30 protein-coding genes are annotated in these 23348 nt (G+C 38.9%); 11 read left to right on the top strand and 19 right to left on the bottom strand.

Translation table 11 applies throughout. The features are described from left to right. Positions 1 to 102: 102 nt before the first annotated feature. From ACVAMZ_RS03350 to ACVAMZ_RS03340, 3 genes are read right to left on the bottom strand one after another with little or no spacing between them, the layout of a single operon-like run. Positions 103 to 1362 (bottom strand): ABC transporter permease, encoded by a 1260-nt coding sequence (locus tag ACVAMZ_RS03350; RefSeq protein WP_461685034.1) that lies wholly within the window; start codon positions 1360 to 1362, stop codon positions 103 to 105. A gap of 1 nt (position 1363) precedes the next feature. Then, a complete protein-coding gene (locus ACVAMZ_RS03345; RefSeq protein ID WP_060955929.1) occupies positions 1364 to 2065 on the bottom strand; it encodes an ABC transporter ATP-binding protein in 702 nt (233 codons plus the stop codon). Beyond that, complete coding sequence (locus ACVAMZ_RS03340) at positions 2049 to 3236, bottom strand: efflux RND transporter periplasmic adaptor subunit (RefSeq protein ID WP_461685033.1); 1188 nt, start codon at positions 3234 to 3236, stop codon at positions 2049 to 2051. The genes ACVAMZ_RS03345 and ACVAMZ_RS03340 overlap by 17 nt, the downstream gene beginning before the upstream one ends. A gap of 241 nt (positions 3237 to 3477) precedes the next feature. Here ACVAMZ_RS03340 and gor point away from each other — a divergent pair, with 241 nt between their 5' ends. Together gor and ACVAMZ_RS03330 are read left to right on the top strand one after the other, a co-directional pair. Further along, entirely contained in the window at positions 3478 to 4824 is a 1347-nt protein-coding gene (gene gor / locus ACVAMZ_RS03335; protein ID WP_461685032.1) for a glutathione-disulfide reductase, read from the top strand. A gap of 139 nt (positions 4825 to 4963) precedes the next feature. Then, positions 4964 to 5503, top strand: a complete 540-nt coding sequence (locus tag ACVAMZ_RS03330) for a biotin transporter BioY (RefSeq protein WP_461685031.1) — start codon at positions 4964 to 4966, stop codon at positions 5501 to 5503. 48 nt (positions 5504 to 5551) lie between these two features. Here ACVAMZ_RS03330 and ACVAMZ_RS03325 read toward each other — a convergent pair whose 3' ends face one another. Further along, positions 5552 to 5767: a YdbC family protein gene (locus ACVAMZ_RS03325; RefSeq protein WP_006145796.1), complete on the bottom strand. Its 216-nt coding sequence runs from the start codon at positions 5765 to 5767 to the stop codon at positions 5552 to 5554. Between the two features lie 92 nt (positions 5768 to 5859). On the opposite strand from ACVAMZ_RS03325, the gene ACVAMZ_RS03320 reads away from it, so the two are divergent. Beyond that, complete coding sequence (locus tag ACVAMZ_RS03320) at positions 5860 to 6180, top strand: hypothetical protein (RefSeq protein ID WP_049494608.1); 321 nt, start codon at positions 5860 to 5862, stop codon at positions 6178 to 6180. 29 nt (positions 6181 to 6209) lie between these two features. Here ACVAMZ_RS03320 and ACVAMZ_RS03315 read toward each other — a convergent pair whose 3' ends face one another. The 7 genes from ACVAMZ_RS03315 to rpsP form a co-directional block, all read right to left on the bottom strand. Continuing rightward, the gene (locus tag ACVAMZ_RS03315; RefSeq protein WP_004253071.1) at positions 6210 to 6548 is read right to left on the bottom strand and encodes an ATP cone domain-containing protein; all 339 of its coding nucleotides are present in this window, start codon (positions 6546 to 6548) and stop codon (positions 6210 to 6212) included. 12 nt (positions 6549 to 6560) lie between these two features. After that, on the bottom strand, positions 6561 to 7280 hold the full coding sequence (gene trmD / locus ACVAMZ_RS03310) for a tRNA (guanosine(37)-N1)-methyltransferase TrmD (RefSeq protein ID WP_461685030.1): 720 nt from the start codon (positions 7278 to 7280) through the stop codon (positions 6561 to 6563). After that, positions 7270 to 7788, bottom strand: coding sequence for a ribosome maturation factor RimM (gene rimM, locus ACVAMZ_RS03305; RefSeq protein WP_461685029.1), 519 nt, complete (start codon positions 7786 to 7788; stop codon positions 7270 to 7272). The genes trmD and rimM overlap by 11 nt, the downstream gene beginning before the upstream one ends. A 36-nt stretch (positions 7789 to 7824) precedes the next feature. Further along, positions 7825 to 8607 (bottom strand): alpha/beta fold hydrolase, encoded by a 783-nt coding sequence (locus ACVAMZ_RS03300; RefSeq protein ID WP_247921944.1) that lies wholly within the window; start codon positions 8605 to 8607, stop codon positions 7825 to 7827. A 96-nt stretch (positions 8608 to 8703) separates the two neighbouring features. Further along, positions 8704 to 9036: a MazG nucleotide pyrophosphohydrolase domain-containing protein gene (locus tag ACVAMZ_RS03295; protein WP_049494604.1), complete on the bottom strand. Its 333-nt coding sequence runs from the start codon at positions 9034 to 9036 to the stop codon at positions 8704 to 8706. A 42-nt stretch (positions 9037 to 9078) separates the two neighbouring features. Next, complete coding sequence (gene kphA / locus ACVAMZ_RS03290) at positions 9079 to 9318, bottom strand: RNA-binding protein KphA (RefSeq protein ID WP_000379617.1); 240 nt, start codon at positions 9316 to 9318, stop codon at positions 9079 to 9081. 19 nt (positions 9319 to 9337) lie between these two features. Continuing rightward, positions 9338 to 9610 carry a 30S ribosomal protein S16 gene (gene rpsP, locus ACVAMZ_RS03285; protein ID WP_004253064.1) on the bottom strand — a complete coding sequence of 91 codons (273 nt, stop codon included), beginning with the start codon at positions 9608 to 9610 and terminating at the stop codon, positions 9338 to 9340. Positions 9611 to 10079: 469 nt separating this feature from the next. On the opposite strand from rpsP, the gene ACVAMZ_RS03280 reads away from it, so the two are divergent. The 8 genes from ACVAMZ_RS03280 to ACVAMZ_RS03245 all read left to right on the top strand — a co-directional run bounded on the left by ACVAMZ_RS03280 (position 10080) and on the right by ACVAMZ_RS03245 (position 15534). Then, positions 10080 to 10676 (top strand): hypothetical protein, encoded by a 597-nt coding sequence (locus ACVAMZ_RS03280; protein ID WP_461685028.1) that lies wholly within the window; start codon positions 10080 to 10082, stop codon positions 10674 to 10676. A gap of 2 nt (positions 10677 to 10678) precedes the next feature. Further along, a complete protein-coding gene (locus ACVAMZ_RS03275) occupies positions 10679 to 10903 on the top strand; it encodes a helix-turn-helix transcriptional regulator (protein WP_042769224.1) in 225 nt (74 codons plus the stop codon). Between the two features lie 199 nt (positions 10904 to 11102). Continuing rightward, complete coding sequence (locus tag ACVAMZ_RS03270) at positions 11103 to 11312, top strand: hypothetical protein (protein ID WP_461685027.1); 210 nt, start codon at positions 11103 to 11105, stop codon at positions 11310 to 11312. 112 nt (positions 11313 to 11424) lie between these two features. After that, the gene (locus ACVAMZ_RS03265) at positions 11425 to 12168 is read left to right on the top strand and encodes a DeoR/GlpR family DNA-binding transcription regulator (protein WP_461685026.1); all 744 of its coding nucleotides are present in this window, start codon (positions 11425 to 11427) and stop codon (positions 12166 to 12168) included. 13 nt (positions 12169 to 12181) lie between these two features. Continuing rightward, positions 12182 to 13000 (top strand): HAD family hydrolase, encoded by an 819-nt coding sequence (locus ACVAMZ_RS03260; protein ID WP_414272454.1) that lies wholly within the window; start codon positions 12182 to 12184, stop codon positions 12998 to 13000. A 65-nt stretch (positions 13001 to 13065) separates the two neighbouring features. Beyond that, on the top strand, positions 13066 to 13872 hold the full coding sequence (locus ACVAMZ_RS03255) for a peptidylprolyl isomerase (RefSeq protein WP_461685025.1): 807 nt from the start codon (positions 13066 to 13068) through the stop codon (positions 13870 to 13872). A gap of 25 nt (positions 13873 to 13897) precedes the next feature. After that, positions 13898 to 14137 carry a zinc-ribbon domain-containing protein gene (locus tag ACVAMZ_RS03250; RefSeq protein ID WP_414293675.1) on the top strand — a complete coding sequence of 80 codons (240 nt, stop codon included), beginning with the start codon at positions 13898 to 13900 and terminating at the stop codon, positions 14135 to 14137. A gap of 107 nt (positions 14138 to 14244) precedes the next feature. After that, on the top strand, positions 14245 to 15534 hold the full coding sequence (locus tag ACVAMZ_RS03245) for a hypothetical protein (protein WP_461685024.1): 1290 nt from the start codon (positions 14245 to 14247) through the stop codon (positions 15532 to 15534). Between the two features lie 102 nt (positions 15535 to 15636). Here the strand turns inward: ACVAMZ_RS03245 and ACVAMZ_RS03240 are convergent, their stop codons facing one another. From ACVAMZ_RS03240 to ACVAMZ_RS03205, 8 genes are all read right to left on the bottom strand, one after another. After that, positions 15637 to 17178, bottom strand: coding sequence for an ABC-F family ATP-binding cassette domain-containing protein (locus ACVAMZ_RS03240; RefSeq protein WP_049494597.1), 1542 nt, complete (start codon positions 17176 to 17178; stop codon positions 15637 to 15639). Between the two features lies 1 nt (position 17179). Continuing rightward, positions 17180 to 17653 carry a VanZ family protein gene (locus tag ACVAMZ_RS03235; RefSeq protein WP_049494596.1) on the bottom strand — a complete coding sequence of 158 codons (474 nt, stop codon included), beginning with the start codon at positions 17651 to 17653 and terminating at the stop codon, positions 17180 to 17182. Position 17654: 1 nt separating this feature from the next. Then, positions 17655 to 18740 carry a dual-specificity RNA methyltransferase RlmN gene (gene rlmN, locus ACVAMZ_RS03230; protein ID WP_004253810.1) on the bottom strand — a complete coding sequence of 362 codons (1086 nt, stop codon included), beginning with the start codon at positions 18738 to 18740 and terminating at the stop codon, positions 17655 to 17657. Between the two features lie 16 nt (positions 18741 to 18756). Further along, positions 18757 to 19290: a YutD family protein gene (locus ACVAMZ_RS03225; RefSeq protein ID WP_414293681.1), complete on the bottom strand. Its 534-nt coding sequence runs from the start codon at positions 19288 to 19290 to the stop codon at positions 18757 to 18759. 164 nt (positions 19291 to 19454) lie between these two features. Further along, positions 19455 to 20360 (bottom strand): aquaglyceroporin Gla, encoded by a 906-nt coding sequence (gene gla / locus ACVAMZ_RS03220; protein WP_461685023.1) that lies wholly within the window; start codon positions 20358 to 20360, stop codon positions 19455 to 19457. Positions 20361 to 20517: 157 nt separating this feature from the next. After that, a complete protein-coding gene (locus ACVAMZ_RS03215) occupies positions 20518 to 21684 on the bottom strand; it encodes an ATP-grasp domain-containing protein (protein ID WP_461685022.1) in 1167 nt (388 codons plus the stop codon). A 12-nt stretch (positions 21685 to 21696) separates the two neighbouring features. Beyond that, positions 21697 to 22437, bottom strand: coding sequence for an esterase family protein (locus tag ACVAMZ_RS03210; RefSeq protein WP_195184241.1), 741 nt, complete (start codon positions 22435 to 22437; stop codon positions 21697 to 21699). A gap of 21 nt (positions 22438 to 22458) precedes the next feature. Next, positions 22459 to 23283: an alpha/beta hydrolase gene (locus tag ACVAMZ_RS03205; protein WP_178894803.1), complete on the bottom strand. Its 825-nt coding sequence runs from the start codon at positions 23281 to 23283 to the stop codon at positions 22459 to 22461. Positions 23284 to 23348 lie beyond the last annotated feature (65 nt).

Below are 23348 nucleotides of genomic sequence, written 5' to 3'. Positions count from 1 at the left end.
TTTTCTAACACTTCATTATACCACATTTTTAGTGATTTTCGATAGAGAAATCCATACAAAAACAAGACAGACAAATGTCTATCTCGTTTTTTATCTTTTAAATTATTCATAGCGAAGAGCTTCGATTGGATCCAGCTTAGAGGCTTTGTTGGCTGGTAAAACACCGAATATCATACCGATACCTGCTGAGACCGCTAGACTAAAGAGAGCGATTGGGATGGATACACCAACTTCGATTCCTGCAATCATGTTTTGAAGAAGAACACCTGCAAGCATAGTCACCCCTGCAGCAAGCAGTAGACCAATGAATCCACCTAATAAGGTTAAAATCATGGATTCAATCAAGAACTGAACTAGGATATTAGCCCGTGTTGCTCCTAGCGCTTTGCGTAGACCAATCTCACGGGTACGCTCTGTCACAGAAACAAGCATAATATTCATAACACCAGTACCACCAACAAAGAGGGAAATCCCTGCAATAGCACTAATAATCGTTGTTATGAAGCCAAAGAGTTGTTGAACTTCTTGGAAGGCAGCAGACGCATCTGCAACTTGATATTCCCCTTGTTGAAGACCTGCAATCTCTGTCATTCTTCTTGCCAACTCTGGACCCAAAGTCTGAGTCAAGCTAGTATCATTGACACGAAAGACAATATTTGAAATCTCGTCTGTGTTAAAATTAGCTGCCAAGGAAATATTGGTCGTAATTGGAAGTCCTCCAACACCAAATGTTTTCGCAGCCTTAGCTTCTTTACTTGCATAAACACCAATAACACGGTAACTGATTTCATTTACTTCAACAATTTGGTTGAGAGCTTCTTGCGCTGAACCAAAAAGGCTATTGGCAAGCTCTTCATCTAAAATGATCACACTTGCAAAATCTTTATAATCTTGCGCTCTAAGGCCACGACCTGCAATGATTTCATTTTCGACCGCATCCATATAGGTGACATTCCCACCCGTCATGTTAGCGTGTTCGACCTTTTTATCCTTATAAGTCAAGGTCACATTGGCTGAGTTGGTTACGTAATAACTATCCACTCCCTTGAGCTTAGCAGCTTCCTTGACCCATGCTTCTTGAGGTTTTGGTGGTTCAACAAAATTTTCTTCTTGACCACCAGACAAGGTCAATGCAGATTGTCTTTGTGTAAAGGAACCGTCCTTACTCTTGGTAGGTGAGAAAAAGACATGGATATCTTTCTGGGACTTGGTCATGTTTTTATTGACCTGGCGAGACATAGAGTCGCCCAAGGCCATGATAACGACAACAGAGGATACACCTATGATAATCCCAATCATGGTGAGGAAAGAACGCATCTTGTGGGCCATAATGGATGAAAAGGCAAATTTCAGATTCTGCATCTTAGTTTTCCTCCTTTTCTACGAAACCACTATCAGATGAAATGACGCCATCTCGGATGACGATTTGACGTTTCGCATAGGCAGCAATTTCAGGCTCATGCGTAACCATGATAATAGTTTTTCCTTCTTTGTTTAATTCAACCAAGAGTTGCATGATTTGATTTCCTGTTTTGGTATCAAGTGCCCCAGTCGGTTCGTCTGCTAGAATGATAGAAGGATTGTTGACTAAAGCACGCGCAATGGCAACCCTTTGCTTCTGACCACCTGACAACTCCGAAGGTAAATGATGGCTACGCTCGGTCAGTTCAACCTTTTCCAGATACTCTTCTGCTAATTTGCGACGTTTTGAAGCTGAAACTCCAGCATAAATCAAAGGCAGTTCTACATTTTGAAGAGCATTGAGCTTGGACAAGAGAAAGAATTGTTGAAAGACGAAGCCGATTTCCTGATTTCGAACCTTGGCTAATTGTTTTTCACCCAAACCAGCTACTTCTTTTCCATCTAGAAAATACTGCCCACTCGAAGGGGTATCTAACATCCCAATGGTATTCATGAGGGTAGATTTCCCAGAACCAGATGGTCCCATGATTGCTACAAATTCTCCCTCATGAACTTCTAGGTTAATATTCTTGAGGACTAGTAGTTCTTGATCACCATTGCGATAGCTACGACAGATATTTTTGAGGCTAATTAGTTGCTTCATCAGTCTTCACCTCTTTTCCTTCTTGCAAGGAAGCTGTCGGATTACTGATGACTTTTGCTCCATCTGTCAGACCAGATGTGATCTCTTGGTTTTCTGCATCTGCATTACCCAATCCAACTTCAACTTTTTTGGCCTTCTGATTTTCATCAAGAATCCAAACATAGTTTTTATCTTCTTCCATGACAATACTTGTAATAGGAACAAGCAATGCTTTACTCATGCTTTTCACTTCGACACTGACTGTAAAGCCCTGTTTCAAACCACCAATTTCGCTAGTTACATCGACTGTATACGGGTATTTTGAACCTGTGTTTGAAGCAGCTAAGCTACTACTTGCTTCACTGTTATTTTTTGGATAATTTGAAATATAGCTAATCTTACCATTCCAAGTTTTATCTGGGTAAACCTTGGAAGTGAAAGTGACTTCTTGGCCGACAGATAGATTGGCAAGGTTGTACTCAGAAAGCTCTCCCTTGACCTGCAAGTTATCGTTACTTACGATATGAACCAAAACTTGACTATTTCCTGTTGGAGATTTTGAAACGTTACGATTCACTTCAACAACTGTTCCCTCCACCGTACTCAATACCGTAGCAGCATTCAACTGAGCTTGAGCTTTTTCGAGTTGCGCTTCTGCATCTGCACGCACATCACGAGCGTCGCTGATTTGAGAATCAATAGCAGCTGTGGCAGAACCTGATGACTGAGCTGGCGCTTGGCCAGTTGCTCCTTCTAGACCTGCTTGCGGAAGGCTAGGTGTTGCTGCGGCGGTATTTCGAGACTCATTCAGTTCATTGATATGACGGTTAGCTTTAGCAACAGCACGACTGGCAGCATCATAGGCAGCCTGGGCTTCTGTGCTACTATACTTGACGAGAGCCTGTCCTTCGCTGACCTGATCACCAACAGAGACCAAGACCTCATCCAAGTCACCCTTGCTTGCATCATAATAGATGTATTGTTCATTTTGGGCAGTAACACTCCCCGATAGGAGAACAGAAGATGCTACTGAACCCTCTTTGGCAAGGACGATCTTAGCAGTTTCATCTTTTGCTGCAGCTTGATTTGGTTGTCTCAATAGAAGAACAGCTGCTGCTCCCACTACAAGTACTGATGCAACTCCAATAGCAGTAAATAAAGGCCATTTCTTAGCTTTTGACTTTTTTTTCATAGCAATACCCCTTTTATAAATATATATGTTAAGATTATAGCACACATCCTAAAAATGGACAATTTATTTCTAACAATCCAAATTTATTTGTAAAATCCTTTTATTGTTGTATTAGTTATATAATACACTTTCTTTTTTATTTTTGCAAGCATTTTCTTAAAAATTTTAAGCGTAGCAAATTTTTGCATTGACCTCCAAAAAAAGATAGAATATGACTAGAAAACAAGCAAAGGAGCTTTCTATGAGAGAATATGATATTATCGCCATCGGAGGTGGTAGCGGAGGTATTGCTACTATGAATCGTGCGGGTGAACACGGAGCCAAAGCCGCAGTTATTGAGGAAAAGAAATTAGGGGGGACTTGTGTAAATTTGGGCTGTGTGCCTAAGAAAATCATGTGGTATGGGGCGCAAATTGCAGAGAGTATTCACAAATATGGACCTGACTATGGTTTTACAAGTACTGGGAATGAATTTGATTATGCAAGGCTTCGTAAAAATCGTGAAGCCTACATCGATCGTGCTCGCTCCTCTTACGACGGTAGCTTCAAACGTAACGGGGTTGATTTGATTGAAGGACGCGCCGAATTTGTTGATGCTCATACTGTAAGCGTTAATGGAGAATTGATCCGCGCTAAGCACATCGTGATTGCAACTGGTGCCCATCCTCATATTCCGGCCATTCCTGGGGCTGAGTTAGGTGGTAGTTCTGATGATGTCTTTGCCTGGGAAGAGTTACCTGAATCTGTAGCTATTCTTGGGGCAGGTTACATTGCTGTCGAATTGGCTGGTGTACTCCATACACTTGGTGTACAGACAGATTTATTCGTCCGTCGTGAACGTCCACTACGTGGATTTGATAGTTATATCGTTGAGAGTCTGATTCAAGAAATGGAAAATACTGGATTAAACTTACACACCCATAAGGTTCCGGCTAAACTTGAAGAAACTGAACAAGGCATTCGGATTCATTTTGAAGATGGTAGCACTCATACTGCTAGTCAAGTTATCTGGGCAACTGGTCGTCGTCCAAATGTTGAAGGACTTCAGCTTGAAAAAGCAGGTGTTACTCTCAATGAACGTGGTTTTATTCAAGTTGATGAATACCAAAACACTGTCGTTGACGGTATCTATGCTCTTGGAGACGTCACAGGTGAAAAGGAGTTGACTCCTGTCGCTATCAAGGCTGGTCGTACACTCTCCGAAAGACTTTTCAACGGTAAGACCAATGCCAAAATGGACTACACTACTATTCCAACTGTTGTCTTCTCACACCCAGCTATCGGAACTGTCGGTCTTACTGAGGAAGAGGCTATCAAAGAATATGGACAAGAAAACATTAAAGTCTATACTTCAAAATTCGCATCTATGTATTCTGCAGTTACTAGTCACCGTCAAGAAGCCCGCTTCAAGCTCGTGACTGCCGGTGCAGACGAGAAGGTAGTTGGCCTTCATGGAATCGGCTACGGAGTTGACGAAATGATTCAAGGTTTTGCAGTTGCTATCAAGATGGGAGCTACAAAATCAGACTTTGATGCTACTGTCGCTATCCATCCAACAGGTTCTGAAGAATTTGTGACTATGCGTTAAAACAAACAGAGACCTCTGGGTCTCTGTTTTGTTCTAAATCGGCCGTTACAGATTTGTAACCTTTTATTTTAAAATAGGTTGACATTTAATACTCTTCCAGTATAATAGTTACTATAAATTATAGAAGAGGTTAACTATTTTGAAAAAAGCACATATTTACGCTATCCCAGCTATCGGGGCTGCTCTTATTGCGGTATTGGCCCAGATTAGTATCCCGATTGGTCCAGTTCCATTCACTCTGCAAAACTTTGCGATCGGACTCATTGCTACTGTTTTTAGACCAAGGGAAGCCGTTCTTTCTGTCGGTCTCTATCTCTTGCTTGGAGCTATTGGCCTTCCGGTTTTTGCTAGCGGAGGAGCTGGTTTTCATGTTTTGGTAGGGCCAAGCGCTGGTTATCTTTGGTTCGACCTTGTCTATGCGGGACTTACTTCCTATCTCATTCACTCAAATAGTGGCGTCTTACGTATTTTCTTTGCAAATCTCTTGGGAGATTCTCTAGTCTTTGTAGGTGGGATCCTCAGTCTTCACTTCTTAGCTGGGATGCCTTTTGATAAAGCACTGTCTGTCGGTGTCATTCCTTTTATCATTCCTGATCTTGCAAAAATCGTTGCCATCAGTTTTATCGGTCGAGCACTACTTCAACGTCTCCGTACTCAATCCTATTTTTCAAGCAAATAAAAAGAAGCTGGTCCCCCAGCTTTTTTTGGATTATTTTTACATAAATGCTTATTGATTCTTGAAGGCATCCACCATCACTTGAAACTCTTCGTTTGATAGGGTAATTCCCTTCCCCATCTTGGTGTGGTCGGGACTCCAGCTTCGAATGTCAAACTTTGCTGGTGCACCATTAAAGCTGACACGATTGATTTCTTTGGTCCATCCTTTTTCGTTTTCAGATAGAGTGAGTAAGTGTTCTTCGATCTCAAATGTAAATTCTGCCATGTTCTTCTCCTTTTTGTTCTCAATTGATTATTCGAAAAATCTTGTAGATTTCATAAAATTTTTATATAATGATGTAAAGAAGGGAGGCCGGAATGAAAGATTTATTAAAACAGGCTTTGCAAAAAGTCCATGATTTTGTCAATGGACATGAAGATTCCATTCCTGAAAAAAGCGATCCCCTAATTGCTAGACTTGAAGAAGCCCTAGCCCAAAAAAAGGCTGTACATATCATCTTTGCGGAAACGAGTTTTACAGGCGATATTATCAAGTATGATACTGACCGCCAACAAATTATTGTTAAAAATTTCGCCAAAAACGTCAGCCGTATTATTCGAGTGTCGGATATTCGAAGGGTAACTTTCGTTCCCTCTACTATCCAAACGGCCCAAAAAAGAAGATTTAAGAAAGAGTGAGATGCTTTTATCATCTCACTCTTTTTCTATTAACGAATTTGTTCAAAATGAAGGTGAACAGCGATGTGGTCGCCGTAACCACTTCTCTCCAAATCACGTTGCAAACGATAAGAGATATAGTGTTCTGCGATTGTAATGTAGCCAGCACCAAGCAAGCGGTGCTCAACCATTGATTGAATCATACTGATAGTCGCACGTTCTACTTTTGCTTCTTCCAAATCCAAAACAACCTTTTTAGTAACTTGAGCTAGGTTCTGGCGCAAATCGTCAGTCAAAACATAGACTGTCTGAGCCGCCTTAAGGATAGCTTGGTAGATTTTATCTGGATCAAAATCAGCGACTTGTCCATCACGTTTAATTACTTGCATAGTTTTCTCCTTTTAATTGTTATTTTCTTTAATTTCTGCTAACATTTTCTCTTCTTCTGCTGTCAGTTCATACTCTTCCAGCAAATCAGGTCTACGTTGGTAGGTTTTCTTGAGACTTTCATAGAGTCGCCATTGACGTATGTTTTCATGGTGTCCACTCATAAGAACATCTGGAACTAGCATTCCACGATAATCGTAAGGTCTTGTGTACTGAGGATATTCCAAGAGTCCTGATGAAAAGCTATCATCTTGGTGACTTGCTTCCTTGCCGATAACTTCTGGAATCAAGCGAACCGTCGCATCAATCATGGTCATCGCTGCTAGTTCTCCACCAGTCAAGACATAATCTCCAAGAGATATCTCATCGGTTACCAAGGTCTTAATACGCTCATCATAGCCCTCATAGTGACCACAGATGAAGATGAGTTCTTCTTCTTGCGCCAAATCCTCAGCGTAAGCCTGATCAAACTGCTTACCGGCTGGATCCAATAGAATCACGCGCGGATTCTTTTTTTCAATGGCATCAAAGGCATCAAAGATGGGTTGTGCTCGGAGCAACATTCCTTGACCACCACCATAGGGTTCATCATCTACATGACGCGCCTTCTCTGCATATTCACGAAAATTATGATAGTGGATATCTAAGAGTCCTTTTTCACGTGCCTTTCCAACGATGGAATGCTCTAAGGGTGAGAACATTTCAGGAAAGAGGGTTAAAATATCAATCTTCATCGTCTAACCCTTCTAAGAGTTCTACATCCACACGATTATTTGGAATATCTACATTCAGCACAACCGGTGGGATATAAGGCAAGAGCAAATCACGTTTTCCTTTACGTTTGACTACCCAGACATCGTTGGCCCCTGGCTGAAGGATTTCCTTGATAGTTCCAATCAAGTTATCTCCCTCATAGACTTCTAAACCGATAATCTCGTGGTAGTAAAACTCACCCTCATCGAGGTCATTGAGATTCTCCTCAGCAACCTTCAGACTGTAACCCTTGTATTTTTCGATGTCATTGATATGGTACATATCTTTAAACTTGATGATATCAAAGTTTTTATGTTTACGGTGGCTTGCAATGACCACTGTTCGCACAAATTGATCTTTTTCATCAAATAAGGCAAGCTCTGCCCCTTTTTTAAAGCGTTCTTCAGTAAAATCTGTCACTGACAAGACTCGCATCTCACCTTGCAAGCCTTGGGTATTGACAATTTTCCCAACGTTAAAATAGTTCATTTGATCTCCTGTAATTTCCTTATCTCCATTTTCTTCTTACAATTTTTTAATAATATCTACAATTTTCTCTGATTCAGACCACTGTAAATAATGGTGATTCCCTCCTAAAATGAGTTTGGTACTGGAAGTCCAATATTCTGATTCTCTGTACTCTTTTTCTCTATAAGCCTGACAAAAAATAAATACAGGGATACGATCTGCTATTGACATATCCTCAAAATCTTCCTCGGTGATCTCAACAGATACCTGAAACTCTGGATCTTGATGTTCCAACTCTGAGCCTTTTTCTTGCATTAATTTCCAAATTTCTTTGTTAGTTTCAGGGCTAAATGTGGCTTGAATTAAGTTCTTAAAATAAAGTTCAGGACCGAATTCTTCAATCAGTCTCATCTGCTCTTCCATTTCTGGATAAGGATTTTCTGAAAAATCAGCAAACATTACTTTTTTAGTTGTTGGTTCAATCGCTACTAAGGCCCGACACTTAATTGGTTTGTTGAGTAATTTGCAAGCTACAATTCCACTCAAACTATGTACACAAAGTATATATTCAGAAATCTCCAACTCTTCAAGTACTTCATAAACCGCATCTGTAAGATTATCTAGATTTTTTCCAGCTTGGTTATAAATCAGACTCCTACCTGTGTTTGGAAAATCAATTGTCAAATAACCAATTGTGGGAGGAAGTTTTTCAAGTATAAGTGAAAAATTTTCATAACTAGGTAGCAAACCTGCGCCACTTAAACAAACTAGCACTTTCTTTTGCTTTTGATAAGTAACAGAGAGACTACCAATTTCTGTAGATACTTCAAACCTCTTCATAAAGAAACCACTCATTCTATACAATGATTTATTATATACCCTTACCCTTTATTTTATCATGTTACAGGGATTTTCACAAGTTGGAGAAAAGGAGAACTATGGAAGGTTTTTATCTAAAAAGCTTTCCAAATCTTGTACATGCTGATACTTGATGGATGCCTTTTTGTCTTTTTCAAAAATGGTCTTCGTTAGGTCAATATCGTTGATAGCTGCAATTGCCACTGTATAGTGAATGATATCTGCCAACTCCTTTGCCAATTCCTCGTTTGAATCTTGGACACCCTCTTTTCTACCGGAACGTCCATTTAAAACCTCAGCGACTTCTCCAACTTCTTCAACTAGTTTTATAAAGAGTCCTTCTTCTGTCCTAGATTGTTGATAATGGTCAAGTAAGTATTCCTCTAGTTGTCTAACTGTTAAATCTCTCATTCCTTCTCCTTGCAAAAAAAGCGAGACCATGTCCCGCTTTTCTTATTTTTCGTCAATAACGATTCTTACTTTTTTGTCTTCAGTTGGGACAGAGTAGACAATCGTTCTTATCGCAGAAATAGTGCGACCCTTACGACCGATTACACGACCCACATCGCTTTGGTCAAGATCCAAATGATACTCCAAAAATTCTGGTGTATCTTCAATCTTGATAGTTAAGGCATCTGGTTGTGAAATCAAAGGTTTCACAATTGCAATAATGAGATTTTCAATTGTATCCATCTGTCAACCTACTTTAAACTTATTTTGAGAATTTAGAATCGTGGAATTTCTTCAATACGCCTTCTTTTGAAAGGATGTTGCGAACTGTATCTGAAGGTTGAGCTCCATCAGCCAACCATGCAAGAATACGGTCTTCTTTCAAAGTTACTTGGTTTTCTTCAACAAGTGGGTTGTAAGTTCCAACTGTTTCGATGAAACGTCCGTCACGTGGTGAACGTGAATCTGCTACGTTAATACGGTAGAAAGGTTTTTTCTTAGAACCCATACGAGTCAAACGGATTTTAACTGCCATTTTTAATATCTCTTTTCTTTTATTTTTTAGTTCGGTGAAATAGCTAAGCTATTTAGCACATGTTCTATTATAGCAGATTTCTGAGAGGTGTCAAGAAAAAAACTTGACAGAGTTTAAAATTTTTAAATTTTTTAGACTAATAGGGATAAATTAGAAAGAAAAAATTAACTTCTACACCTACAAACCTTATTCTGACAGACTTTATAACAGTCTAAGAAAAAAAGCAGAGATTCATACAGTATCTAGATTTTCCAAAAATTCTTTATCAACAAATACTATTAACGAAACTATCCAAACATTGCTTCAAAGAATTCTTTAGTTGTTTAACTAGCAAAGGCTTTTATTAAATAATTTTTTCAAATAATTGCCACATTGACACATAAATTCTTGCTTTCCAAATTTAAGTGTGATATATTTATAACATAACATTTAAATGTTATATATTTATAACACAAAAAAGGAGTCTATCATGAAAAAAAGTCAAAAAATGCGTGGCCTCATTGCAATGATTGCCGTAGCTCTCTTTATTGATTTTACTGTTTTATTTGGTTCTAATCTTAGTTGGGGACCCAAGTTAGTTATTACTGGTATTTCAGTGTCAGGTCAAATTATAGCTATTTGGAGCTGGCTACATATGAAACCACGGCCTCATAAGAGTCAGAAAGAAAAGGGGAAGATTATTTTTGACTTGTCTGCTAAGCTTTACACGATACTTTTGTTTGCAGCAAGTATTTTTTATACATTAGGAATTTGGGTTGCGACCCCAAGCTTAAGTTCTGGTATTAAAGAATGGATTTTGGGAATTGGCCTCGTTATTGAAGTGATTTTATTTGCTTTTTTCTGTTTGAAAAATGTCAAGGAAACTCCGGACGAACGCTTTTATGCTAATTTAGCCAAGGCAGCTAGCTTGATGTTTGTTTTTATACTAGGCGCACTGATGATCCTAGCAGTTATCATTGGGTATATAGGGTCTCTCACTCTTTACATGGGACAGATATTTTTTAGCATAGCTGCCTTGATTTGCATCTTTGCGGTTGTCTATCTTATCTTGGAACGGAGAGGATAAGCATGGCCAAAGAAAGCAATATTATTACTAATCTCAAATCTGTTCGTGAGTCCACAGGCATGACCCAGCAGGAGTTAGCCGATCTCATCGGCATGCGACGTGAGACAATTCTTCACTTGGAAAATAACCGTTACAATCCTTCGCTGGAAATGGCTCTTAAAATTGCTCAAGTTTTTAATCTGAAAGTAGAAGACCTCTTTGAACTCAGACAGAAAGAGGAAGCATAATTCTTTTCGAGACCTATCATTAAGTTCATTGCTTAATTAGGAATTGAAGCCAAAAGAAAAAATCCTTTGAAAATGTGCTCTTTTAAAATATAGTAATTCTTATGGCATTGATATCCCAAAACATTTAGATACGCTTGTTGAAAAAGGATATGCTATTATCAAAACCGCCTTTGACTCGCTTTACCATCTAAATGCTACTATGAAAAAGAGTATCCTTAAAAAGAAGGGTGTTACTGGACTCTCCAAGATGAAGGCCACCGAATTGAATCAAGCACTTCATGACCATTTTTCAGAAGAAGAATTATCCCAGTGTTTCTCCATCCGTGGCTATAAACTGACCCCTAAAGGGGAACAAGCGCTCAAAGACCATCAGGCAATCATTGACCGCCATCCTAAAAAGAATCTTTAATCAACCAATACTGGTTGATTTTTTTGTAATTTTTTAAAACACTTACAAATCATTACAATTATTGACAAATACTTATAAAAAGAGTATAGTATTAAAAAAAGGAGGAATTCCTATGTACCAAGAACAACGATTAGAAGAAATCATAAAACTTTTAGAAGATAGAGGAAGTCTATCGGCAAGAGAAATGGTTGACTATTTCCAAGTATCCAAGGATACTATCCGGAGAGATTTTTCCATTCTTGCAAAGGAAAAGCGAGCGCAACGAACTCACGGAGGTTTGTTGCCAATAAAAAAACAAATCATTCTTGATTTTCAAGGACGAGCAGCTAAATCTAATAAAGAAAAAGAAAAAATCGCTCACTTAGCCAATGAACTCATTTCCGATTCACAACTGATATTCTTTGATGTTTCAACCACTATACTTGAGTTAGCAAAAATTATAGATAAAAAAGTTACTATTTTCAGTCATTCATTAGATAACGCAATTATCTTAGGAAATAATGAAAATGTCGATTTTCATATTCTCGGTGGAAAATTTCATAGACAGAATCGTTTTTATTATTCATTAGAAGAATCCAACACTTTAAAGGGAATTAGATTTGATGTAGCATTTTTTGGTGCTGCTAGTCTTTCAGACGGACAAGTTAGCTTTGAGGATCAAGAAGATGTTCTCATGAAAAAAAGAGCATTTAAAACAAGTGCTATTCGTGTTTTGCTAGCTGAAACAGGAAAGATAAACAAACACTCTCATTTTATACTTTCTGAACTAGCTGATTTTGATTACTGGATTACAGATAAAGAGCCTGATGTAGAAATACAAGAATCTTTAGATGGTAGAACAACAATACTATTTTAAAAAGGAGCAAAATATGTCAAGAATTAAATTAATTATGAGTGATATTGACGGCACTATTTTGGATAAAAATCACCAATTAGATTCTTATTTGATAGAACTGATGCCGCTTTTAAAACAACGTGATATTCCTTTTGTTTTAGCTTCTGCTAGGTCTCCTCTCGGTATAGCGCCAATTTCTAAAGAACTTGGCATCACCGACTTTCCTATTGCCTGCTATAATGGAGCACTCATCAGTTTAGGAGATAAAATCCTAAGTCAGCATTCTATTGATAAAAGCGAATTGCTCTTACTTCATGACTTTTTGAAAAAAGAATTCCCGACAGTTTCTATAAATGTTTATTCTGGAAAAGATTGGCTTGTGAATACTATTGATGAATGGGTAGAAATCGAAGCAACTATTACTGGAGAAAGTCCAAAAGTTACATCTTTAGCAGATTTTATAAGAGACGAGAAAACTCTTGTTCATAAACTTTTGCTGATAGATAATACGGATACCATACAGAAACTTCAAAAAAACTTATCCTCAATAGATTTCCCTCAAACCGACTTCTATCTCTCTAAAGATAACTATCTTGAAGTCACACATAATCAAGTATCCAAAAAACAAGCTCTGTTAGAATTAGCCAAGTATTATCAACTATCACTTAATGAAATTATGACCATTGGAGATAATTATAATGATATTCCCATGATTGAAACCGCAGGGCTAGGTATAGCAATGGGGAATGCTCCTAGAGATGTCAAAACTTGTGCAAAAGCAGTTACTGACTCTAATGAACAAAATGGTGTAAGTAAAGCTATAAAGTTGCATGTGTTAGATAAATATTCTTAATTGAATATTTGAAATCCACTTCCTTTTAGGGTACAATGGTAAAAATGATTTTTGAAAGGACTAATATGAAAAAATTAGCTACACTACTACTCATTTCAACTTTTGCTCTTGGTGGATGTACAAGCATCCAACGTGCACTTCGTGGTGATGATTACGTAGATTCTAAAATTGCTGCTGAAGAAAGTTCTAAAGCCGCTACTCAAGCAGAAAAAGATTTGAAAGACGCCTTAACAAATGAAAATGCTAACTTCCCTCAACTTTCTAAGGAAGTAGCTGAAGACGAAGCTGAAGCTATCCTTCACACAAGTTTGGGTAATATTCGTATCAAACTCTTTCCAAAGTTAGCACCACTTGCAGTTGAAAACTTCCTTACTCATGCTAAAGAAGGTTACTACAATGGTGTGACTTTCCACCGTGTAATCGATGGATTTATGGTTCAAACTGGGGATCCTAAGGGAGATGGAACAGGTGGTGAATCTATCTGGCATGATAAGGATAAAACCAAGGACAAGGGAACAGGTTTCAAAAACGAAATTTCTCCATACCTCTATAATATCCGTGGTTCCCTATCTATGGCTAATACTGGTCAACCAAACTCAAATGGTAGCCAATTCTTTATTAACCAAAGTACAACAGATTATTCTGCTAAACTTCCTACAAGTAGCTATCCTAAGAAAATTATCGAAGCCTACAAAGAAGGTGGAAATCCTACTCTCGATGGGAAACACCCCGTCTTTGGTCAGGTAATTGATGGGATGGACGTAGTAGATCAGATTGCCAAAGCAGAAAAAGATACAAAGGACAAACCAACTACTGCTATCACTATCGATAGTATCGAAATTGTTAAAGACTACGATTTCAGTAAACAATAAAAGATTGCTTTAAGGAGATTTTAAAATGCTTTTACTTTGGGGTTCAAAAGGTTACCAAAAAGTGCTCGGACATACTCAAACTACTCTTGAGTGTGGACACTGTAACAATGTCGGTAATTGGGAAATTACAGAAACTGGACGTAAGTTTACCCTTTACTGGATCCCACTCTTTCCTTACGGTAAAACTTATTTCGTTTCTTGCCCGATTTGTCATTATGGCAAAGAAATCCAAAAATCTGAGATTGAACAATATCTCAACTACTAAAAAGATAGGTCATTCTCTATCTTTTTTATTTACACTTTTATGTAAACGCTCTCTTTTTTGTTTCAAATATGATATAATTTAGTCAATAGTAACGAGGAGATTTTCCTATGAAACCCTATAAAATCAACCTATTCCGGCTTGGTTTACTATTGCCAACATATTTAGTCTTTAATGTTGTATATTCGATTGTTTATGACTCTGCAGGACTTGCTTTAATAATCTTGTGGCCAGTATTTTTCTTATCATATGTGGCAATTGTAGTTGGAAATATTTTTATATTTCGAGACATCTCAAAATTAAAATCTGCCTTCAAAGACAATGACTTGATTCAAAAGACTTCTACTATACAGTTAGTATTAGCTACAATTGGAGCTTTCCTGCAAATAGTAGGTTTTAAGGGGGCTCCACTTAATTACATTGATAATTATCCACTACTAGTTAGCGCTAGTATTGTGTACTCTATCGTTCTCCTTATCGGTATTTATCAGATAATAAAGCTAGGTCAGGGAAAAGATATTTTAGCTATACTTGGTTTTATCTTTGGGGCTACGGTAATTTTTCTTACTAGCATAGCACTGCTCACAACTTCTTCCTATTCGCCATCCATTAAATCCACCACTCCTTCTTTCGCTGAAGAATTTCAATCACTTGGGCTTAAGGGTAAAGTTGAGGTAATTGACCAACATAGAGAGATTGAAATGTTTAATGGAACAATATATGAGTTAAGATACACCGAAAATTTATCGGATGGAACTATTTTAAAAAAATATACTGACGCAAAAATTCATAAAATGAATGGAGAACATTTATCAAATTTCTTTCTTCTTTCAGGAACAGATCTTGAAACACTTCTTAACGACAAAGAAAAGGCACTATTTACTACTGTCAAACAAGATGAGTTCAGTTTCTTACTGGATGTATATAGAGAAAGGCCGAATCTACAACAAGAAGAAGATAGTATCAAAAATGCTACTGCTGACAAAATAAATAAACTCTTTGCGACACCAATAGCTTCTAGTTTTAAATTTGGAAAATATCCAATAGAAAACTACTATATTGCAATTATTGCACAGGCTATCAGCAATCGAGAAAAAGGGGATTCTGACGCAGCTGGTTTTTATAATATTACAACAAAAGATCTCATGAAAAACAAGGGTATCACTCTCGATTTTGATTGTGACCTTACGAAAATCAAGGCAGAAAATGGTAGTCCTTTAGATGCCTTTAAGGAAAAAATCTTATCTTTACCAAAAAATTCATTTTCCGATGGAATCTATAACATCAGTTGTTCTTATGATGAAAATGGAATAAAAAAAAAAGTTACTTGCCCATTTGTTGTTGAAGATGGTGTGGGACACTTTGAAGAGGATGAAATCGTGGAAAATCAAACAAATTAGTTATTTTTGATACTAAAACAAGTTGATAGCAGCACGACTTCTATTATTTGTAACCCTCGTAAAAAAAGCCAAGTCATATAGACTTGGCTTTTTTATGGCTATTTATGTTAGTTCATTGAAATCCCAGATTTGATCCATCCAACCTTCATAGAAGTCTGGTTCGTGGCAGACCATAAGGATAGAGCCCTTATACTCTTTTAGAGCTCGTTTAAGCTCGTCCTTGGCATCCACATCCAAGTGGTTGGTAGGCTCGTCTAGAACAAGGACATTGTTCTCACGATTCATCAAGAGACAGAAACGAACCTTGGCTTGTTCCCCACCTGATAAGACTTGAATTTGGCTTTCGATGTGCTTAGTCGTCAAGCCACAGCGAGCAAGGGCTGCACGGACTTCTGCTTGGTTGAGGGCCGGAAAGGCATTCCAAACTGCTTCTAAAGGTGTCTGACGATTGCCACCTTCCACTTCTTGCTCAAAGTAGCCGAGTTCTAGGTAATCACCGCGTTCAACTTCACCAGCAATGGGTGGAATAATGCCCAAAAGACTCTTCAATAGAGTTGTTTTACCGATACCATTGGCACCGATGATGGCAACCTTTTGATTGCGCTCAAAGGTAAGATTCAATGGTTTTGTAAGTGGGCGGTCGTAACCAATCTGTAAGTCTTTGGCTTGGAAGATAAAGCGTCCAGGTGTACGAGCTGGTTTAAAATCAAAGGACGGCTTTGGTTTCTCACTTTGAAGCTCGATAATGTCCATCTTATCCAATTTCTTCTGGCGAGACATGGCCATATTACGGGTAGCAACACGCGCCTTATTACGGGCTACGAAATCCTTGAGATCAGCAATTTCTTTCTGTTGACGCTCATAGGCTGCTTCCAGCTGCGATTTCTTCATGGCATAGACTTCTTGGAACTGGTAGTAATCGCCAGAGTAGCGTGTCAACTGTTGGTTTTCTACATGATAGACGATATTGATCACATCATTGAGGAATGGAATATCGTGAGAGATAAGAACAAAGGCATTCTCATAGTTTTGAAGATAACGCTTGAGCCAGTCAATATGCTCCACATCCAAATAGTTGGTTGGCTCATCAAGAAGTAGGATATCTGGCTTTTCAAGGAGGAGTTTAGCTAAGAGTACCTTGGTTCTTTGTCCACCAGATAAGGCTGTTACGTCCGTATCCATACCATAATCCATGACACCAAGAGCACGCGCGACTTCGTCAATCTTAGCATCCAAGGTATAGAAGTCACGACTTTCCAAACGGTCCTGAAGTTCGCCAACTTCTTCCATTAGGGCATCAATATCAGCGCCTTCTTCTGCCATTTCCATATAAAGATCATTGATACGTGCTTCAGCTTTGAATAATTCGTCAAAGGCAGTGCGAAGAACGTCACGCACGGTTTGACCTTCTTTGAGAACTGCATGCTGGTCCAGATAACCTGCTGTCACATATTTGGACCATTCCACCTTGCCTTCATCAGGTACCAACTTACCAGTCACGATGCTCATGAAGGTTGATTTCCCTTCACCGTTAGCACCAACTAGTCCGATGTGTTCACCCTTGAGGAGACGGAAGGATACGTCTTCAAAAATCGCACGGTCACCAAAACCGTGACTTAAATTTTTTACTTCTAAGATACTCATTTTAATTCCTTATCTTGTTTTTATGTAGTAGTTTATAAAGGACCCAGGCTAAGTAGCCACCTAAAGTATTGGTCCATAAATCATCAATCTCAAAGACCCGATTAAAATCAAAGAAAAAGTCTAAAACTAGCTGTGTGCACTCGATGCTTAAGCTCAATAAAAGGCTTAACAAAATCACTCTCTTCGTTTTTCTTAGTGCAGGTATAAGATAGAGAAGCTGGAAAACTAATGGGAAGAGCAGGAGGACATTTAAGGCGTTTTGTAAAAAGATCCAAAACAGCTGTAAAGGGCTAGTTACTTCTCCCAGATTCCAAAGGGAGTTAAAAGGCGTCAAAAGAAAAACCAGGCGTCCAATAGTTTGAATACCTGGAGTTTCCACTCCTGTAGGAAATTGAGGCTGGGGAGTAAAACAAAAACAGACGATACAAAGACTGTATAACACGATTCCCAGGCTTAGTAATTTTTTTCGATTCATCTTATGGATTTACTTCAGCTACTGCTTTTTGGCGATCACGTTTCATGGTATTTGAACGCAATTGTCCGCATGCGGCATCGATATCTGTACCGTGTTCTTGACGAACAACACAGTTGACGCCTTTTTTCTTGAGCGTATCATAGAAGGCCATGACACGCTCTTTCGGACTACGACTATATTGGTCATGCTCACTAACAGGGTTGTAAGGAATCAAGTTGACATATGACAATTTCTTAATGTTCTTGAGCAATTCTGCCAACTCAAGTGCTTGTTCGACTCCGTCATTGACTTCATTTAGCATGATATACTCAAAAGTTACACGGCGGTTGGTTGTTTCGATGTAATACTCAATCGCTGCAAAGAGTTTTTCAATTGGAAAGGCACGGTTAATCTTCATAATGCTTGAACGCAGTTCATTGTTTGGAGCATGAAGAGAAACAGCAAGGTTAACCTGTACTCCTTCATTGGCAAACTCACGAATCTTATGAGCCAAGCCAGAGGTTGATACGGTGATATGACGAGCACCGATTGCCATTCCCTTATCGTCATTGATGGTACGGATAAAGTTCAAAACGTTATTGTAGTTATCAAATGGTTCTCCAATACCCATAACAACGATATGGCTAACACGTTCATCTTGACCACGTTCGTCAAAATACTTTTGAACAAGCATAATTTGAGCTACAATTTCTCCGTTATTGAGGTCACGTTGCTTCTTGATCAAACCTGATGCACAGAAGGTACAACCGATATTACATCCTACCTGAGTTGTTACACAGACTGATAAACCGTAGTGCTGACGCATCAGCACTGTCTCAATCAACATACCATCTGGCAACTCAAAGAGATACTTCACAGTACCATCGGCTGACTCTTGAACGATACGTTGTTTCAAGGGATTGACTACAAACTGCTCGTTGAGTTTGGCAATCAAATCCTTAGACAAGTTAGTCATTTCTTCAAATGTCTGAACACGTTTACGGTAAAGCCATTCCCAGATTTGATCCGCTCGGAATTTCTTTTCTCCTTGCTCTAAGACCCATTCTTGCATTCCTTGACGAGTTAAACTATAAATCGACGGTTTCATCTTTTCTCCTTATTTTCTAGTCTTTCTTACGGATGACGAAATGACGTTGTCCCTTTTCTTCATTCTGAGGTTTCTGTTCTTTACGGCGACGTCTATTTCTCTTGTCCGTATGATTTCTTTTCTTATTTTGAGAAGACTTTTTCCCTTTACGGTTGTCTTTCTCTTCTTCTTTCTTGCGCATTTTTTGGTCAAATGGTGCTCGTTTAGGAGTCTCATTTTCTAAGACAAAGTAGGCACATCCATAGCTACAATACTCGAGTAGGTAATCTTGTAAACGACTGATTTTCTCGAGAGACTCTTCAGCTCTCTCATTTTTGTAGAAACCACGTAAGCGTAGCTGCTCATTGCTCCAGTCTCCTACAATATAATCATACTTGTTTAAAACTTCCGAAAAGCGTTGAGTAAATGCCGTTGCATCAAAAGCATCCTTGCTATTTTCAACCAAAGTAAAGGTAAACCCTTCAGCTTCGACTTTATCACCAGATAGATGAAATTCAGGACCAGGGAATTTATTGTAATTATATAATTCAGGTGCAATTTCTTTACGCATAATATTCCTTTTTAACGTTTACTTAATACTCTATTTTACCATATTTTTGCCATATTTACATCTTTTGATTTAAAATGAAAAAAGTCTGACGATTTCACCCTTTAATTCTAAAAGACACAACTGTACAAAAAAGAAAAAACTGGGAATTCCCAGTTTTTTAATGATTACATGTAAAGTAATTTGAAGAGTGCTACTGCGGCAATACCAGCTGCAATCGGTGCAACTACTGGTACCCAAGCATACCACCATTTTGAATCACCCTTGTGTTCGCCAAGGATTGATTTTGGAAGTACTGCGTGAAGAAGACGTGGTCCAAAGTCACGAGCTGGGTTCAAACCTGGCCCTGTTGGTCCACCTAGTGAAGTAACCAAGGCCATTACAAGGAAACCAAGAGCCAAGTGTGCAACAGCAAGACCTGGTGACAAGAACGGAGCTACTTGAGTTTTTGCTTGTTCAAGAGCTGCAGTAACTTGTTCTTGAGGAATTGTTTGACCTTGAGCAGTCGCTTGTGCAACTTGATCATTAATCATTCCTTGAGCTTTAGAAAGCAATTCAGCACCAAAGAAGTTCTTTGTCATACCAAGTGCTGCAAAGAAAAGTACGAATGAACCAACGAACTCGTTGATAAAACCGTTAACTGAAGCTGCAAAGCGTGATTCTTTTGTTCCGTGGTCGATACTTGAAATTGTTGAGAAAGTTCCCAAGATGTTGTTTGGGTTTTCTGTCTTCAAGTAGTATGGACGGTGAGCTGCAACAACCAAGGATTGTCCAAAGATTGCTCCCAAAACTTGAGCGATGATGTATTGAGCTACTTGTGACCAAGGGAAAAGTCCGCTAACAGCAAGACCAAGTGTGAAGGCTGGGTTGATGTGGTTACCAGAAACGTTACCAAACATCAAGGCAGGGATCATAACCCCCATACCGTAACCAACAGCGATAACGAGCCAGCCACTTTGGTGACCTTTCGTACCTTTAAGTTCAACGTTGGCAACTGCACCATTACCCAAGATAATCAAGATTGCTGTTCCCAAAAATTCAGTGGCATATTTGACTGCCCATGTGAAATCCATTGATAGATTCTCCTTAATATTTTTTTGACAATCCCTATTCTATCAATTTTTAAGGCTTTTAGCAACAGATTTTCTAAAAGAATCCTATGGAAAACGCTTTTATTTAGGGCTTTAAAAAAAGACTTAACAAAGAGAGTTTGTTAAGTCCTGATTTCGATTATTCTTGACGCTGACCAAAGTCCTTAATCATCTGATTCATTTCCTCACGACTTGGTGTCGTTAGCATATAGAGATAGTCTCCTTGCAATTCAGCAAAAGCAGCTGGCATGATTTTTTTGACCTTGAATTGATGACCGTATTTGGCGAGCAATTCTTCCTCTGAATATACATAGTTAGCGTTGGCCCGACGAGATGTTGCAAGACAATACTGAGTTTCAAATGGTGACTCTGGGAATGGTTCACCCGCAACGATAGCCGCATAACCCTTATACAAATCGAAAGAATGCGCATAGTTATAAACGTCAATTGTGAAACCACCAGCAGGACGATTATTGTACTCAATGGCAATGTAATCATCACCATCACGGAAGAACTCAATATGGAAGAAACGTTCTTTCATACCAAATTCCTTAACAATAGCCTCACCATACTTGCGAAGTTTTGGATCCATCTCTTTAAGAACATAATAAGAATTGTCCATCTTGTAAATCATGAGATCTAGTGGTGTATGGGCATAGTCAAATGTTGTCGAGAAGACAATATTTCCGTCTTTATCTACCAAGCCGTCGAAAGTACAGATTTCACTTGAAGTTACAAATTTTTCAAAGAAATAAACAGTTGAATGGTCCCATTCAGCCTTAAAGTGATTGATATCCTCTTCTGTTTCAAGCTTAAAGGTTGCTGCTGCTCCTACTCCGTTATCAGGTTTTGCAATCATGGGAAGGCCGATTTCTTTCACAGCTTTATCAACATCTGCTTCTGTTTCAATAACAGCACCTGGCACCACGGGAACTCCCGCTTTTTTGAAGAGTTTCTTCATTTCAGACTTGAACTTAGTCTTCTTAAGGTCTTCTGGCTTGGCACCAAAGACATTAAACTGTTCACGAAGAGCGGCATCCAACTCCAGCCAGTATTCATTGTGAGATTCGATGCGGTCAATGGGTCCATGTTTGTAGAAAAGAAAGGCAACTGCACGCTTGACTTCGTCAATATTTTCAAGATTATCAACTCGGAAATACTCCGTCAAGCTATTGCGCAATGGTTCATCTAGTTGTTCGTAGGGTTCTTGCCCAATCCCTAGAACTGTGATGCCTTTATTGGCTAGCTCAATACTAAATTGCTGAAAATTTTGTGGGTAATAGGGTGAAATTACAAGATAATTCATAAGCAACTCCTTTTATAGACTCATATGACCGAGGAAATAAGGCATTTGTTTGCGCCACCATTCCCAGTCATGGGCAACATCGTGCCCCCATTCTGCAAACCAGGCAGGAATTTGTTTTTGGTCAAAGGCTTCTTTTAACTTGTAGTAAGAAGGAAGGCCATCCTGTTCCCAAGCACCTAGTCCAGTACAAATCACAATCTCAGCCTGACGGTAACGATCAATAAACCAACCATCATTTTGATTCCAGATATAGTCTACTGGTGAATTTTGATAGATAGCATCATCGTTGTAGTAATCTCCAACAAAGAAACGAGCATCGTAGACACCACTGAGGGCAATTACCTTGGTAAAGACATCTGGATGCTGAAGGAAAAAGTTAAGTGCATGGTAAGCTCCCATAGAGCATCCTGTTGTCATCATACCATCAAACCAGCCTGTCTTGTGCTTGATAAAAGGAATAGCTTCTTCAATCACATATCGTTCATAGGCACGGTGCATCTCAGCTTGATCATGCCCATTTTTCCAAGTCGCAAGCCAGCTCTCACTATCTACACTTGAAAGGGTAAAGAACTGCACGCTACCTTCATCAATAAAGGATGCACAAGCATCAATCATTCCAAAATCATAGTACTCATTGTGGCTACCACCTGAGGAAGCAAAGACAACAACTGGGATGCCTCCATGTCCGTATCGATTGACATACATTTCACGGTTAAGATGACCACTCCAGTGGCTTAGATGTTCAATATGCATATCCTGTCTCCTTTATACTATTTACCAATTTTCTGCAAAAAAGCGTAAGCAAGCTGGAAGATTTTCTGCCCATGGAATTTCATGGTGGATAGCCCCGGCTTGAACCTTGAGTGAGAGATTTTCCAACTCAACTCCTCCTGCTATCAAATCATGATAATAGCGAAGAGAAGAGTCAATATAGGCCTGCTTAATATTACCAGCCATGAGGGTCTTATCCGTGTCATCTGCTTCTTCCGTCCCAACATAGATAAAGACTCGTTGATCAGGTAATAGTTTTTTACGCTCCATATAGCGATCAAAGGCCTCTTGGTGAAGCCAGTTGGCTGATGAGAACACTCCCAAACACCCAATCTGATCCTGATACTCCAAGCCAATAAACTGGGTAATGTTGCCGCCTAGAGAAGAACCAACCATAGCAGTATGCTTGCGGTCTGATTTTGTACGATAGTTTTCATCAATAAAGGGTTTGACCACTTCCATGACAAACTCAGCGTACTCGACTCCCTTTCCACCAAACTGTTGACCGGGAATATTAGACTCTTGGAATTTCCATGCAGCATACTCATTCATCCGTCCTAGACCATCATTATCTATGGCCACTACAATCATACGGCTGATATCTGGATTCCGTTTAATGGTAGGAATGATCTTCCATGAATGACCGACATAAGATTCTTTACTGTAAAAGACATTTTGACCATCATGGAAATAGACAACCGGATAAGTTCGATCCGTGTCTTTCTCGTAATTTTTCGGGAGGAGAACACGTACACGGCGCTCCTTGCCTGTGTATGGAACCTTGAGTTTATGCTCTCGCATTTTTAGGTAAAAGTAGGATTGATTCATTGTCAGAAAACTCTCTATATTCAAAATTTTACCTAATTATATCATAAAAATAGAAAAAAAGTCAG

Source organism: Streptococcus sp. KHUD_017 (assembly GCF_054861245.1).
The sequence above is the reverse complement of the archived record's forward strand: the minus strand, read 5'-3'. Positions and strand labels throughout refer to the sequence as shown.

Coding starts and splice junctions, on each gene's coding strand:
- ACVAMZ_RS03350 (WP_461685034.1), bottom strand. CDS start 1,362: ATGCAGAATCTGAAATTTGCCTTTTCATCCATTATGGCCCACAAGATG.
- ACVAMZ_RS03300 (WP_247921944.1), bottom strand. CDS start 8,607: ATGAAGAGGTTTGAAGTATCTACAGAAATTGGTAGTCTCTCTGTTACT.
- ACVAMZ_RS03255 (WP_461685025.1), top strand. CDS start 13,066: ATGAAAAAATTAGCTACACTACTACTCATTTCAACTTTTGCTCTTGGT.
- ACVAMZ_RS03345 (WP_060955929.1), bottom strand. CDS start 2,065: ATGAAGCAACTAATTAGCCTCAAAAATATCTGTCGTAGCTATCGCAAT.
- ACVAMZ_RS03235 (WP_049494596.1), bottom strand. CDS start 17,653: ATGAATCGAAAAAAATTACTAAGCCTGGGAATCGTGTTATACAGTCTT.
- kphA (WP_000379617.1), bottom strand. CDS start 9,318: ATGGATACAATTGAAAATCTCATTATTGCAATTGTGAAACCTTTGATT.
- ACVAMZ_RS03320 (WP_049494608.1), top strand. CDS start 5,860: ATGAAAGATTTATTAAAACAGGCTTTGCAAAAAGTCCATGATTTTGTC.
- ACVAMZ_RS03295 (WP_049494604.1), bottom strand. CDS start 9,036: ATGAGAGATTTAACAGTTAGACAACTAGAGGAATACTTACTTGACCAT.
- ACVAMZ_RS03240 (WP_049494597.1), bottom strand. CDS start 17,178: ATGAGTATCTTAGAAGTAAAAAATTTAAGTCACGGTTTTGGTGACCGT.
- rpsP (WP_004253064.1), bottom strand. CDS start 9,610: ATGGCAGTTAAAATCCGTTTGACTCGTATGGGTTCTAAGAAAAAACCT.
- ACVAMZ_RS03280 (WP_461685028.1), top strand. CDS start 10,080: ATGAAAAAAAGTCAAAAAATGCGTGGCCTCATTGCAATGATTGCCGTA.
- rlmN (WP_004253810.1), bottom strand. CDS start 18,740: ATGAAACCGTCGATTTATAGTTTAACTCGTCAAGGAATGCAAGAATGG.
- ACVAMZ_RS03215 (WP_461685022.1), bottom strand. CDS start 21,684: ATGAATTATCTTGTAATTTCACCCTATTACCCACAAAATTTTCAGCAA.
- rimM (WP_461685029.1), bottom strand. CDS start 7,788: ATGAACTATTTTAACGTTGGGAAAATTGTCAATACCCAAGGCTTGCAA.
- ACVAMZ_RS03205 (WP_178894803.1), bottom strand. CDS start 23,283: ATGAATCAATCCTACTTTTACCTAAAAATGCGAGAGCATAAACTCAAG.
- ACVAMZ_RS03225 (WP_414293681.1), bottom strand. CDS start 19,290: ATGCGTAAAGAAATTGCACCTGAATTATATAATTACAATAAATTCCCT.
- ACVAMZ_RS03265 (WP_461685026.1), top strand. CDS start 11,425: ATGTACCAAGAACAACGATTAGAAGAAATCATAAAACTTTTAGAAGAT.
- gla (WP_461685023.1), bottom strand. CDS start 20,360: ATGGATTTCACATGGGCAGTCAAATATGCCACTGAATTTTTGGGAACA.
- ACVAMZ_RS03325 (WP_006145796.1), bottom strand. CDS start 5,767: ATGGCAGAATTTACATTTGAGATCGAAGAACACTTACTCACTCTATCT.
- ACVAMZ_RS03315 (WP_004253071.1), bottom strand. CDS start 6,548: ATGCAAGTAATTAAACGTGATGGACAAGTCGCTGATTTTGATCCAGAT.
- ACVAMZ_RS03260 (WP_414272454.1), top strand. CDS start 12,182: ATGTCAAGAATTAAATTAATTATGAGTGATATTGACGGCACTATTTTG.
- ACVAMZ_RS03270 (WP_461685027.1), top strand. CDS start 11,103: ATGAAAAAGAGTATCCTTAAAAAGAAGGGTGTTACTGGACTCTCCAAG.
- ACVAMZ_RS03340 (WP_461685033.1), bottom strand. CDS start 3,236: ATGAAAAAAAAGTCAAAAGCTAAGAAATGGCCTTTATTTACTGCTATT.
- ACVAMZ_RS03210 (WP_195184241.1), bottom strand. CDS start 22,437: ATGCATATTGAACATCTAAGCCACTGGAGTGGTCATCTTAACCGTGAA.
- gor (WP_461685032.1), top strand. CDS start 3,478: ATGAGAGAATATGATATTATCGCCATCGGAGGTGGTAGCGGAGGTATT.
- ACVAMZ_RS03275 (WP_042769224.1), top strand. CDS start 10,679: ATGGCCAAAGAAAGCAATATTATTACTAATCTCAAATCTGTTCGTGAG.
- ACVAMZ_RS03245 (WP_461685024.1), top strand. CDS start 14,245: ATGAAACCCTATAAAATCAACCTATTCCGGCTTGGTTTACTATTGCCA.
- ACVAMZ_RS03250 (WP_414293675.1), top strand. CDS start 13,898: ATGCTTTTACTTTGGGGTTCAAAAGGTTACCAAAAAGTGCTCGGACAT.
- trmD (WP_461685030.1), bottom strand. CDS start 7,280: ATGAAGATTGATATTTTAACCCTCTTTCCTGAAATGTTCTCACCCTTA.